9 protein-coding genes are annotated in these 12,982 nt (G+C 70.2%); 4 read left to right on the top strand and 5 right to left on the bottom strand.

The window, feature by feature from the left end; all coding sequences use genetic code 11:
• Together sucD and sucC are read right to left on the bottom strand one after the other, a co-directional pair.
• On the bottom strand, nucleotides 1-885 hold the full coding sequence (sucD, locus tag E4N62_RS10915; RefSeq protein WP_230213703.1) for a succinate--CoA ligase subunit alpha: 885 nt from the start codon (nucleotides 883-885) through the stop codon (nucleotides 1-3).
• Nucleotides 886-896: 11 nt separating this feature from the next.
• On the bottom strand, nucleotides 897-2,027 hold the full coding sequence (sucC, locus tag E4N62_RS10910) for an ADP-forming succinate--CoA ligase subunit beta (protein WP_230213702.1): 1,131 nt from the start codon (nucleotides 2,025-2,027) through the stop codon (nucleotides 897-899).
• 188 nt (nucleotides 2,028-2,215) lie between these two features.
• On the opposite strand from sucC, the gene E4N62_RS10905 reads away from it, so the two are divergent.
• The 4 genes from E4N62_RS10905 to E4N62_RS10890 all read left to right on the top strand — a co-directional run bounded on the left by E4N62_RS10905 (nucleotide 2,216) and on the right by E4N62_RS10890 (nucleotide 9,200).
• Nucleotides 2,216-3,916 carry a thiamine pyrophosphate-binding protein gene (locus E4N62_RS10905; protein WP_230213701.1) on the top strand — a complete coding sequence of 567 codons (1,701 nt, stop codon included), beginning with the start codon at nucleotides 2,216-2,218 and terminating at the stop codon, nucleotides 3,914-3,916.
• A gap of 10 nt (nucleotides 3,917-3,926) precedes the next feature.
• Nucleotides 3,927-5,177, top strand: coding sequence for a formyl-CoA transferase (frc, locus tag E4N62_RS10900; RefSeq protein ID WP_230213700.1), 1,251 nt, complete (start codon nucleotides 3,927-3,929; stop codon nucleotides 5,175-5,177).
• Nucleotides 5,178-5,180: 3 nt separating this feature from the next.
• Nucleotides 5,181-7,313, top strand: a complete 2,133-nt coding sequence (locus E4N62_RS10895) for an acetate--CoA ligase family protein (RefSeq protein WP_230213699.1) — start codon at nucleotides 5,181-5,183, stop codon at nucleotides 7,311-7,313.
• Nucleotides 7,314-7,811: 498 nt separating this feature from the next.
• Nucleotides 7,812-9,200: an OFA family MFS transporter gene (locus tag E4N62_RS10890; RefSeq protein WP_230213698.1), complete on the top strand. Its 1,389-nt coding sequence runs from the start codon at nucleotides 7,812-7,814 to the stop codon at nucleotides 9,198-9,200.
• 85 nt (nucleotides 9,201-9,285) lie between these two features.
• Here E4N62_RS10890 and E4N62_RS10885 read toward each other — a convergent pair whose 3' ends face one another.
• The 3 genes from E4N62_RS10885 to eboE all read right to left on the bottom strand — a co-directional run bounded on the left by E4N62_RS10885 (nucleotide 9,286) and on the right by eboE (nucleotide 12,981).
• The gene (locus tag E4N62_RS10885; protein WP_230213697.1) at nucleotides 9,286-10,329 is read right to left on the bottom strand and encodes a sugar phosphate isomerase/epimerase; all 1,044 of its coding nucleotides are present in this window, start codon (nucleotides 10,327-10,329) and stop codon (nucleotides 9,286-9,288) included.
• A gap of 87 nt (nucleotides 10,330-10,416) precedes the next feature.
• Complete coding sequence (locus E4N62_RS10880) at nucleotides 10,417-11,730, bottom strand: alkaline phosphatase family protein (RefSeq protein WP_374116968.1); 1,314 nt, start codon at nucleotides 11,728-11,730, stop codon at nucleotides 10,417-10,419.
• Nucleotides 11,731-11,823: 93 nt separating this feature from the next.
• Nucleotides 11,824-12,981 carry a metabolite traffic protein EboE gene (eboE, locus tag E4N62_RS10875; protein ID WP_230213696.1) on the bottom strand — a complete coding sequence of 386 codons (1,158 nt, stop codon included), beginning with the start codon at nucleotides 12,979-12,981 and terminating at the stop codon, nucleotides 11,824-11,826.
• Nucleotide 12,982: the final 1 nt, after the last annotated feature.

The following is a 12,982-nucleotide window of genomic DNA, read 5'->3' as shown; positions in this document are numbered from 1 at the left end:
TCACGCACTGCCTTCCAGTGCGGCCAGCACCAGCCGGGCGGTCTCGGTGGGGGTGTTCCCGACCCGTACCCCGGCCGCCTCCAGCGCCGCCTTCTTCGCCCGCGCCGTACCGGAGGAGCCGGAGACGATCGCGCCGGCGTGGCCCATCGTCTTGCCCTCGGGGGCCGTGAAGCCGGCGATGTAGCCGACGACGGGCTTGGTGACGTGGTCGCGGACGTATGCGGCTGCCCGTTCCTCGGCGTCGCCGCCGATCTCGCCGATGAGGACGATCAGTTCGGTGTCGGGGTCGTCCTGGAAGGCGGCGAGGCAGTCGATGTGAGTGGTGCCGACGACGGGGTCGCCGCCGATGCCGACGCAGGTGGAGAAGCCGATGTCGCGGAGTTCGTACATGAGTTGGTAGGTGAGGGTGCCGGACTTGGAGACGAGGCCGATGCGTCCCGGCTTGGTGATGTCGGCGGGGATGATGCCCGCGTTGGACTGGCCGGGGGTGATCAGTCCGGGGCAGTTGGGGCCGATGATCCGGGTGCCCTTGTCTAGCGCGTAGGCCGTGAAGGCGACGGAGTCGTGGACGGGGATGCCCTCGGTGATGACGACGGCGAGGCCGATGCCGCCGCAGGCCGCCTCGACGACGGCCGCCTTGGCGAAGGCGGGTGGGACGAAGACGACGGTGACGTCGGCGCCGGTGACCTCGATGCCCTCGGCGACGGAGCCGAAGACGGGGACGGCCCGCTCGTCGAAGTCGATGGTGCGGCCGGCCTTGCGGGGGTTGACGCCGCCGACGACGTTCGTGCCGGCCGCGAGCATCCGTCGGGTGTGCTTCATGCCCTCGCCGCCGGTCATGCCCTGGACGAGGACCTTGCTCTCCTTGGTGAGGTAGATGGCCATGTCCGGGCTCCTCAGTTCGCGTGGGCGAGGTCGGCGGCGCGGCGCGCGGCGCCGTCCATGGTGGTGGCCTGGTGGACGAGGGGGTGGTCACGGTCGTCGAGGATCGCCCTGCCGCGTGCGGCGTTGTTGCCGTCGAGGCGGACGACCAGAGGTTTCGTCAACTGCACGCTGTCCAGGGCCTGCACGATCCCGTCGGCGACCGCGTCGCAGGCGGTGATCCCGCCGAAGACGTTGACGAGGACGGACTTCACGTCGGGGTCGGAGAGGATGACGGAGAGGCCGTCGGCCATGATCCGGGCGGAGGCGCCGCCGCCGATGTCGAGGAAGTCGGCGGGGCGGGCGCCGCAGCCCGCGACCACGTCGAGGGTGGACATGACGAGTCCGGCACCGTTGCCGATGACGCCGACCTCGCCGTTCAGTTTCACGTAGTTGAGGCCCTTGGCGGCTGCCGCCGCCTCCAGCGGGTCGTCGTGCGCGAAGCCCTCGTCGCCCAGGCGGGTCTGGCGGAAACCGGCGTTGTCGTCGAGGGCTACCTTGCCGTCGAGGGCGAGGATGCGGCCCTGCTCGGTGCGGACGAGCGGGTTGACCTCGACGAGGAGGGCGTCCTCGCAGGTCAGCACCTGCCAGAGCCGCATCAGGACATCGACGGTCTGCGGGGGCAGGCCCGCCGCCTCGGCGATCGCGGACGCCTTCGCGGAGGTGACGCCCTCGACGGGGTCGATCGGGATCCGGGCCACCGCCTCGGGCCTGGTCGCCGCCACCTCCTCGATCTCCATGCCGCCCTCGGCCGAGGCGATCGCGAGGAAGCGGCCGGCGGCGCGGTCGAGGACGTACGAGACGTAGAACTCGCTCTCGATGGCGACGGGTTCGACGATCATCACCTTTCGGACGGTGTGGCCCTTGATGTCCATGCCGAGGATCTGCCGTGCGGTCAGTTCGGCGGCCGCGGGGTCGGCGGCGAGCTTCACCCCGCCCGCCTTGCCGCGTCCGCCGGTCTTCACCTGGGCCTTGACGACGACGCGTCCGCCGAGTCGGCGGGCGATCCCGCCGGCTTCCTTGGGCGAGTCGGTGACTTCCGCCCTCGGCACCGCTATGCCGTGTTCCTCGAAGAGTTCCCTTGCCTGGTGCTCGAACAGGTCCATTCCGGCTCCTGACTCAAAAGTGCCGCACGCCCCCTGGACACCACCCACCGGATGCGGGATAACAAGCTTCATACAGTATTCGTCGACTGTATGCAATTAGCCGCGAGAGCGCTCCGACCCGTACCGAAGACCCCACGAAGAGCTCACGAAGACCCCACGAAACCCCTACGAAGGGACAGGACTTCGCCATGCCCGACGGCAACAGCCAGGACCTCATTTCCGGTGGTCACCTCGTCGCGAAGGCACTCAAAGCGGAGGGTGTGGAGGTCATCTACACCCTGTGCGGCGGCCACATCATCGACATCTACGACGGCTGCGTCGACGAGGGCATCGAGGTCGTCGACGTCCGCCACGAGCAGGTCGCCGCACACGCCGCCGACGGCTACGCCCGTATCACGGGCAAGCCCGGCTGCGCGGTCGTCACCGCCGGCCCCGGTACCACCGACGCCGTGACCGGTGTCGCCAACGCCTTCCGCGCGGAGTCCCCGATGCTGCTGATCGGCGGTCAGGGCGCGCACACCCAGCACAAGATGGGGTCCCTCCAGGACCTGCCGCACGTCGACATGATGACGCCCATCACCAAGTTCGCGGCGACCGTGCCGGACACGGCCCGCGCCGCCGACATGGTGTCGATGGCGTTCCGCGAGTGCTACCACGGCGCCCCCGGCCCCTCCTTCCTGGAGATCCCCCGTGACGTCCTCGACGCCAAGGTGCCGGTGGAGAAGGCACGCGTCCCGAAGGCCGGCGCCTACCGGGCCTCGACCCGCTCGGCCGGCGACCCCGAGGCGATCGAGAAGCTCGCCGACCTGCTGGTGCACGCCGAGAAGCCCGCGATCCTGCTGGGCAGCCAGGTGTGGACGACCCGGGGAACCGAGTCCGCGATCGAACTGGTGCGCACGCTCAACATCCCGGCGTACATGAACGGCGCCGGGCGCGGCACACTCCCGCCGGGCGACCCGCACCACTTCCAGCTCTCCCGCCGGTACGCCTTCTCCCACGCCGACGTCATCGTCATCGTCGGTACGCCCTTCGACTTCCGCATGGGCTACGGCAAGCGGCTGTCGCCGGACGCGACCGTCGTCCAGATCGACCTCGACTACCGGACCGTCGGCAAGAACCGCGACATCGACCTCGGGATCGTCGGCGACGCGGGCCTCGTGCTCAAGTCGGTGACCGAGGCGGCCTCCGGACACGCTTTTCATGGGTACGGCAACGGGGGCGCGTCGAGGCGCAAGGAGTGGCTCGACGAGCTGCGCGCCGCCGAGCAGACCGCCATCGAGAAGCGGCTGCCCAGCCTGAAGTCCGACGCCTCGCCCATCCACCCCTACCGGCTGGTCAGCGAGATCGACGACTTCCTCACCGAGGACTCGATCTACATCGGCGACGGCGGCGACATCGTCACCTTCTCCGGTCAGGTCGTGCAGCCCAAGTCACCCGGGCACTGGATGGACCCGGGTCCCCTCGGCACGCTCGGCGTCGGCGTCCCCTTCGTGCTCGCCGCCAAGAAGGCGCGGCCCGACAAGGAGGTGGTGGCCCTCTTCGGTGACGGCGCCTTCTCCCTCACCGGCTGGGACTTCGAGACCCTCGTCCGCTACGACCTCCCCTTCGTCGGCATCGTCGGCAACAACTCCTCCATGAACCAGATCCGCTACGGCCAGAAGGCCAAGTACGGCGAGGAGCGCGAGCGCGTCGGCAACACCCTCGGCGACGTCCACTACGACAAGTTCGCCCAGATGCTGGGCGGATACGGCGAGGAGGTCCGCGACCCCGCCGACATCGGCCCCGCGCTCCGGCGCGCCCGTGAGTCCGGCAAGCCGTCGCTCATCAACGTCTGGGTCGACCCGGACGCGTACGCCCCCGGAACCATGAACCAGACGATGTACAAGTGAGGTGCCCTCGATGACCCCCACCGCAGGAACGTCGACCAAGGCTCTCGAAGGCGTCCGCGTCCTCGACATGACGCACGTCCAGTCCGGCCCGTCCGCCACCCAACTCCTCGCCTGGCTCGGCGCGGACGTGGTGAAGCTGGAGGCGCCGACGGGCGACATCACGCGCAAGCAGCTGCGCGACCTCCCCGACGTCGACTCCCTCTACTTCACGATGCTCAACTGCAACAAGCGGAGCATCACCCTCAACACCAAGACCGAGCGCGGCAAGGAGATCCTCACCGAACTGATCCGGCGCTCCGACGTCATGGTCGAGAACTTCGGACCGGGCGCGGTGGACCGCATGGGCTTCACCTGGGATCGTATCCAGGAGATCAATCCGCGTATCGTCTATGCCTCCATCAAGGGGTTCGGGGACGGCCCGTACACCAACTTCAAGGCGTACGAGGTCGTCGCGCAGGCCATGGGCGGGTCCATGGCGACCACCGGCTTCGAGGACGGGCCGCCGCTGGCGACGGGGGCCCAGATCGGGGACTCGGGCACGGGCATCCACGCCGTGGCGGCAATCCTCGCGGCGCTGTACCAGCGGGAGAGCACCGGGCGCGGCCAGCGGGTCAACGTGGCCATGCAGCACGCCGTCCTCAACCTCTGTCGGGTGAAGCTGAGGGACCAGCAGCGGCTGGCACATGGCCCGCTCCGTGAATATCCCAACGACGACTTCGGCGACGAGGTTCCCAGGTCCGGGAACGCGTCCGGCGGCGGCCAGCCCGGCTGGGCCGTCAAGTGCGCGCCGGGCGGCCCGAACGACTACGTCTACGTCATCGTGCAGCCCGTCGGCTGGCAGCCGCTGAGCGAACTCATCGGCCGGCCGGAGCTCGCGGACGCCCCCGAGTGGGCGACGCCGGAGGCCCGGCTGCCCAAGCTCAACAAGATGTTCCAGCTGATCGAGGAGTGGTCGTCCACCCTGCCCAAGTGGGAGGTGCTGGAGCGGCTGAACGCGCACAACATCCCGTGCGGGCCGATCCTGTCCACCAAGGAGATCATCGAGGACGAGTCGCTGGTCTCCAACGAGATGGTCGTCACCGTGCCGCACCCCGAGCGCGGTGAGTTCGTGACCGTCGGCAGCCCACTGAAGCTGTCCGACTCCCCCGTGGACGTGACCAGTTCACCCCTGCTCGGCGAACACAACGAAGAGGTCTACGTCGGCGAGCTGGGGCTCGGCGACGAGGAGTTGCGCCTGCTCAAGTCGAACGGAGTGATCTGATTGATGGCCGAAGACCGGGGCGCACGGGTGCGTGAGCTCCTCGACGCCGTACGGGCCGAGGGACGGTGCGCGCTGACCGCTCCCGAGGGCAAGGTGATCGCCGACGCGTACGGGATCGCCGTACCCGGCGAGGAGTTGGCCCGGGACGTGGAGGAGGCGGTGTCGTTCGCGGCGCGCTTCGGCGGACCGGTGGTGATGAAGATCGTGTCGCCGGACATCCTGCACAAGACCGACGCGGGCGGGGTGATCGTCGGGGTGGAGGGCGCGGCCGACGTACGGGCGGCGTTCCACACCATCGTCGACAACGCGCGCGCGTACGCGCCGGACGCCCGTATCGAGGGCGTCCAGGTGCAGGAACTGCTGCCGAAGGGGCAGGAAGTCATCGTCGGCGCGGTGACGGACCCGACGTTCGGCAAGGTGGTCGCGTTCGGGCTCGGCGGGGTGCTGGTCGAGGTCCTCAAGGACGTGACGTTCCGGCTCGCTCCGGTCGACGCGGACGAGGCGCTGTCGATGCTGGACTCGATCCGCGCGGCCGAGATCCTGCGGGGGGTGCGCGGGGCGCCCGCCGTGGACCGGTGGGCGATCGCCGAGCAGATCCGCCGGGTCTCCGAACTCGTCGCGGACTTCCCGGAGATCGCCGAGGTGGACCTCAACCCGGTGATCGCGACCCCGGAGGGCGCGGTCGCGGCGGACATCCGGGTGATCCTCGCGGAGTCGGTGCCGAAGCCGAGGCGCACCTACCCGCGGGACGAGATCCTGACGTCGATGCGCCGGCTGATGCAGCCCTCGTCGGTGGCCGTGATCGGGGCCTCCAACGAGCAGGGCAAGATCGGCAACTCGGTGATGCGCAACCTCGTCGACGGAGGCTTCGCCGGCGAGATCCATCCGGTGAACCCCAAGGCCGATGACATTCTGGGCCGCAAGGCGTACAAGAGTGTCACGGACGTTCCCGGTGAGGTGGATGTGGCGGTCTTCGCGATCCCCGCCAAGTTCGTGGCTGCGGCGCTGGAGGATGTGGGTCGCAAGGGCATCCCCAACGCCGTTCTGATCCCGTCGGGTTTCGCCGAGACCGGCGAGCACGAGCTCCAGGAGGAGATCGTGGCGATCGCCGAGCGGCACGGCATCCGGCTGCTCGGACCGAACATCTACGGCTACTACTCGACCTGGCAGGGCCTCTGCGCCACGTTCTGCACGCCCTACGACGTCAAGGGCGGGGTGGCGCTCACCTCGCAGTCCGGCGGCATCGGGATGGCCATCCTGGGCTTCGCGCGCACCACGAAGACGGGTGTGTCGGCGATCGTCGGCCTCGGCAACAAGTCGGACCTGGACGAGGACGACCTGCTGACCTGGTTCGGCGAGGACCCGCACACCGAGTGCATCGCCATGCACCTGGAGGACCTGAAGGACGGGCGGGCCTTCGTGGAGGCCGCGCGGGCGACCGTCCCGAAGAAGCCGGTCGTGGTCCTGAAGGCGGGCCGTACGGCCGCCGGGGCGAAGGCGGCGGGCTCGCACACGGGCGCGCTGGCGGGCGACGACGCCGTGTACGAGGACATCCTCAAGCAGGCCGGTGTCATCAGGGCGCCCGGCCTGAACGACATGCTGGAGTACGCGCGCGCGTTGCCGGTGCTGCCGGCGCCCCAGGGCGACAACGTCGTGATCATCACGGGGGCCGGCGGCAGCGGTGTGCTGCTGTCGGACGCGGTGACGGACAACGGGCTGACCCTGATGGAGATCCCGCCGGACCTGGACGCGTCGTTCAGGACGTTCATCCCGCCGTTCGGGGCGGCCGGCAACCCGGTCGACATCACCGGGGGCGAGCCGCCGTCGACGTACGAGGCGACGATCCGGCTGGGCCTTACGGACCCGCGCATCCACGCGCTCGTCCTCGGCTACTGGCACACCATCGTCACTCCCCCGATGGTCTTCGCGAAGCTCACCGCGCGCGTGGTGGCCGAGTTCCGGGAGCGCGGCATCGAGAAGCCCGTGGTCGCGTCGCTCGCGGGTGACGTCGAGGTGGAGGAGGCCTGCCAGTACCTCTTCGAGCGGGGGGTCGTGGCGTACCCGTACACGACCGAGAAGCCGGTGGCGGTGCTGGGCGCGAAGTACCGCTGGGCGCGGGCCGCGGGGTTGCTGTGACGGGCGCGCCAGCTGCGGTACGGCCGGGGGTCCGGGGGTCGTCCCCCGGGCGTGACACAGCCCGCTGGGCGCGGGCCGCAGGTTTGCTCTGATGGGCGCGTCGGCTGCGAGTCGGCCGGGGGTCCGGGGGTTGCCCCCGGGGCGTGACACTGCCCGCTGGGCGCGGGCCGCAGGTTTGCTCTGATGGGCGCGTCGGCTGCGAGTCGGCCGGGGAGCCGGGGGTTGCCCCCGGGGCGTGACACTGCCCGCTGGGCGCGGGCCGCAGGTTTGCTCTGATGGGCGCGTCGGCTGCGAGTCGGCCGGGGAGCCGGGGGTTGCCCCCGGGGCGTGACACTGCCCGCTGGGCGCGGGCCGCTGGGCTGTTGGGAGGCGGTCGATGAGCTGAGCGACGGCTCGAACCACGGGGCCTGCGGCGACCGCTCACCGCGGGCCCCGGCGCAGAGAAGCACGGACAGGGGGCGCTGGCCAGACTTCTTCCACGCGGAGGGTTCGATCGACATGGCAACAACTGACATCTCCACACCCGTCCCCCACCGGGAGGTGACGGACGCAGGCGGCCGGATGTACCGGATCGGCGAGTCCGACCTGGACATCATGGGGCGCAAACGCAAGTGGATGGTCATCCTGCCGTGGGTGGGCATGATGGGCATCAGCTCGGCGGAGTACGCGTTCGCGTCCGCCGAGGAGACTCTGCACACGGCGCACAGCTGGAGCAACCAGCACATCTTCTGGATGCTGGGCGTCTGGGTGTTCTTCCAGGCCGCGGTGGCCTTCCCAGCGGGGAAACTCCGTGAGAGCGGCAAACTCCCCGCCCGCTGGGCGATGATGCTGGGCGCCGTCGGCACCCTCCTCGGGTACGTGTCCCTCGCGTTCGCACCGCACGTCGTCGTCGCGTACATCGGCTTCGGCATGTTCAGCGGCATGGGAGCCGGCATGGTGTACGCGACCTGCGTGAACATGGTCGGCAAGTGGTACCCCGAGCGCAAGGGCGGCAAGACCGGCTTCGTCAACGGCGGCTTCGCCTACGGTTCGGTGCCCTTCGTCTTCATCTTCACCGGGTACATGGACCTGACGAACTTCCGCTGGGTGCTCGTCTGTGTCGGTGTGTTCCTCGCGGCGGTCGTCGCCGCGGCGGGCTACTTCTTCCAGGACCCGCCGAAGAACTGGTGGCCGGCCGAGGTCGACCCGCTGCGCAAGCCGGACGACCCGCGCGCGCGGCGCGCGCTGGAGAAGAACCCGCCGGCCGTGAAGCAGTACACGCCGGGTGAGGCCTGGCGGACGGGCCGGGTCGCGCTGATGTGGTTCTGTCTGCTGTGCACCTCGGGTGTGAACATCTTCGGCATCGCCTTCCAGGTGCCGTTCGGCAACGAGGCGGGTTTCGCGGGCGGGATCGTGGCCACCGCGATGTCCCTGAAGGCGATCGTCAACGGCACGGGCCGCGGTGTCATCGGCTGGCTCTCCGACCGCTACGGCCGCAAGCAGTGCCTGATCTTCGTCTGCATCGTGCTGGGTCTGTCCCAGTACGGCATCCTGTGGTCCGGCAACATCGGCAACCTGCCGCTGTTCCTGGTGTTCTCCAGCATCTCCGGCTTCGGCGGCGGCGCCATCTTCCCGATGTTCGCGGCGATGACCGCGGACTACTTCGGCGAGAACAACAACGCCTCCAACTACGGTCTGGTCTACAGTTCCAAGCTGGTGTCCGGGCTTCTCGGTTCCGGTATGGGCGCCGTGGTCGTGGGCGCCTGGGACTACGCGGGCGCCTTCGTGCTCGCCGGTTCCATCTCGCTCTTCGCCGGTGGCGTGGCGGTCTTCCTGCACCCGCCGGGGCGGCCCCGCAGCAAGCACATCGCTCCCAACCCCCGCCCCCTCGGTGACGAAGTGGTCTGACGCCTTTCGCGTACGGCAGCAGGCGGCCGCCCCGTGGTGCGGGACCACGGGGCGGCCGCCTGCTGCCGTTGTCGTCCGCCGCCGGTCAGCACTTCTCCCGCAGCGAGTGCAGGTGCTCGCTGGAGCGGCGGGCGAAGGTGAGGGACTCGGAGGGGTTGTCGTGCTCGGCCTGCCAGTGGTGGGCGAGACGGTGGCCCTTCAGCCGGGTGACGGCCGAGATGAACTTCTGGTAGTCGATGTCGCCGTCGCCGACGTCCACCATGCGGTAGCCGAAGGGGTTCGACGGGTCGCTCTCGCCGTCCTTGACGTGAAAGAGCGGGTAGCGGTTCGGGCGCCGCAGGACGTAGTCGAGGGGCTCGAAGGGCGCGGCCGTGCCGTCGGGCCGCTTCGAGAACCGGAACTGGGCCACGTAGGCCCAGAAGATGTCCATCTCCAGGAAGACCAGGTCGGGGTCGGTCTCGCGGAGCAGCACGTCGTAGAGGCGCACCCTGGGGTTGTCGGTGGCGAAGGAGAACTCCTCGCTGTGGTTGTGCTGGTAGAACTTCATGCCCCGTGCCCGGGCCGCCGCGCCGTAGGTGTTGAACTCGTGGGCGGCCCGCTTCATCGCGTCGACGGTCGTGCCGTAGCGGAACGGACCGGCGGCGGTGCCGATGTGCTTGAGGCCCAGGGCCTGGGCGTCGTCGAGGACCTTGGTGAGGTTCTGGGCGAAGGTGTACGCGTTCGGGTCGCTGGAGTAGTAGCCGACGTGGCTGCCGATCGGGGTCAGGCCGTGGTTGCGGGCCAGGCGCTTGAGCTGTGCGAGGGTGATGGGGCCCGCCGAACCCTGGGTGTAGCCGGCGAACTCGACCTCGTCGTAGCCGTACTTCTCCAACTCGGCGAAGACGGGCGCGAAGCCGAGGGTGGAGACCTTGTCGCGCAGGCTGTAGAGCTGGATGCCGAGCCGGCCGGGCGGGAGGACAGGGCGGCCCCGGCCCTTGCCGGCGGCCGCGGAGTCGGTGCCCGCGGCGGCCTGCGCCGGGGCGGCCGCGCCCAGCAGAGCCGCGACGGTGGTGCCGGCGGCGACGCCGAGCATGCCTCGTCTGCTGAGGCGGTGGGTGAGCTCGGGATCGGTCTGGTGCATGCGGCTCATGCTGGAACTCCTCTGGGTGGGCGGGCGTTGTCAGTGGTGAGTGCTTCACTTGTGACCAGTCAGGACCCCATGTGTCCTGGGCACCGGTCAGGACAGGCCGGCAAGTCGGAGCAGGAGTGCTTTCACATCGGTGGCCGCCACACGGTCACCGACGGCTCGGGGGGTGGAGCAGATGATGAGCGGACCGTCGTCGTCGCTCACGGGAAGGCGGCCGTGGCTGCCGCGAATAGGCGAGGGGTCCAGCGGCACGACCGCCATGCGGTAGCGCAGACCGAGTTTCTTGCGGGCCAGTGCCGTGGCCGCCTTGAGCTTCACCAGCGGGTCGAGCGGGTCCATGAACAGCTCGACCGGGTCGTAGCCGGGTTTGCGATGGATCTCGACGAGGCGTGCGAAGTCGGGCGCGCGATCGTCGTCGAGCCAGTAGTAGTACGTGAACCAGGCGTCCGGCTCCGCGACGGCGACAAACTCGCCGGAGCGTGGATGGTCGAGGTGATGGGCCTTCTTGCCCTCGTCGTCGAGGAGTTGATCGATCCCGGGGAGATCCGCGAGGGCTTCCCGGGTGGCGTCCAGGTCCTCGGCGCGGCGTACGTACACATGGGCGATCTGGTGGTCGGCGACCGCGAAGGCGCGTGAGGCCATCGGGTCGAGGTACTCCATGCCGTCCTGCGTGTGCACGTCGAGGAGGCCGGCGCGGCGCAGGGCGCGGTTGATGTCGACGGGACGGTTCACGCGGGTGATGCCGTACTCGGAGAGCGCGACGACGGTACGGCCGTCCGCGCGGGCGTCGTCGAGCAGGGGTGCCAGGGCCCGGTCCAGGTCGGCGGCCGCCTTCAGGGAGCGCGGGTCGTCGGGGCCGAAGCGCTGCAGGTCGTAGTCGAGATGGGGGAGGTAGCAGAGCGCCAGGTCGGGGCGGCGGGTGCGGACGACGTGGCGGGTGGCATCGATGATCCAGCGGCTGGAGACCATGTCGGCGCCCGGTCCCCAGAAGTGGAACAGGGGGAACGTGCCGAGTTTCGCGGTGAGTTCGTCGTGCAGGGCCGGGGGGCGGGTGTAGCAGTCGGGTTCCTTGCGGCCGTCGGAGTAGTAGATCGGACGGGGGGTGACGGTGATGTCGGTGTCGGCGCCCATGGCGTACCACCAGCAGATGTTGGCGACCGTGTAGCCGGGGTGTGCGCGGCGGGCGGCGTCCCAGAGTTTGTCGCCGGCGACGAGGCCGTTGTGCTGGCGCCACAGCAGGACGTCGCCGAGTTCGCGGAAGTACCAGCCGTTGCCGACGATGCCGTGCTCGGCGGGGAGCGTGCCGGTCAGGAAGGTGGACTGGGCGGCGCAGGTGACGGCGGGCAGGACGGTGCCGAGCGGGGCGCGGGAGCCGGACTGTCCGAGGGCCTTGAGGTGGGGCATGTGGTCGAGGAGACGGGGGGTGAGGCCGACGACGTCCAGGACGAGGAGAGGGTGGGCCCGGCGTCGGGTCGCGGGGTGGGGCGGCCTCGGGGTTCATGGCAGCCCTTGAGGCCGAGGTCCGTCAACAGGTCGCGTGCTAAGGCGAGTTCGGCGGCGATGCCGTCGGCCAGTTGGGCGTGTGCTGGGGCGCAGCTCGGGGCAGGGCCTGCCAGGTGTAGGTCTCGACCTCCAGATGGCGGGTGAGCGGGTGGGCGCCGCCGACCAGGTGGGCCAGTGCGGCCTTGAGGACCGGGAGGGTGGAGGTGAGGGGCGCGGCGGGGCCGCGCAGCGGACGTGGAAGTGGGCGCGCCAGGGGAGGCGTCGGGCAGCGCGTCGCCCGTGAGGGCCTCGCCGAGGTCGTCGTGCCGCGGGCCGCCGGGCCGTGGAGGTGCGGGTCTGGTGCAGGAAGCGGGGCTCGTCGAAGGCGGCGAGGGCTTCGCGGACCTCGGGGAGGTGGGGGTGTTCGGCGTGCACAGCGGCCGAGAGCTGGGATTTGACGATGGGGACACGGGCGCGGGTGAGGGCGTCCAGGGCGGTGTGCGGGTCTTCGAAGGAGGTGGCGAGGTGGCAGGTGTCGACACAGATGCCGATGCGTTCGTGGCCGATGTCGGTCAGGGGTCCGATCGCGTCGGCGGTGGTCTCGACGGTGCAGCCCGGTTCGGGTTCCAGGCCGATGCGGATGGAGCGGCCGGTCAACTCGGCCACGACGTCGAGGCGTTCGGCGAGGGTGCGCAGGGCGGTGCGGGAGCGGGCGGCGCGGGTGTCGTCGTAGGCGGTGCGCCAGGCCAGGGGCAGGGTGGAGACGGTGCCGTCGGTGACGTCGTCCGGGAGGAGCTGGGCGAGCACCCGGGCGAGGGAGGTGGTGTGGTCGAGCCGCTCGGGGTCGGCCCAGTCCGGCCGGTACACGCGGTACTTGACCTCCTCGGCGCCGAAGCCCTGATAGGGGAAGCCGTTGAGGGTGACCACCTCCAGGCCGCGCCGGTCGAGTTCGGTGCGCAGGCCGCGCAGCGCGGCCGGGTCGGTCACCAGGGCCGCGGCGGCGTCCCTGGCCAGCCACAGGCCGATGCCGAGGCGGTCGCGGCCGAGGCGGCGGCGGACGGGCTCGCAGTGGTCGCGGAGCTGGGCGAGGACACCGTCGAGGGTCTCGGCCGGGTGCACGTTGGTGCAGTAGGCGAGGTGGACGGTGGAGCCGTCGGGGTGGCGGAAGCGCATG

The organism is Streptomyces sp. MNU76, from assembly GCF_020982545.1.
Taxonomy (GTDB): Bacteria; Actinomycetota; Actinomycetes; order Streptomycetales; family Streptomycetaceae; genus Streptomyces.
The sequence above is the reverse complement of the archived record's forward strand: the minus strand, read 5'-3'. Positions and strand labels throughout refer to the sequence as shown.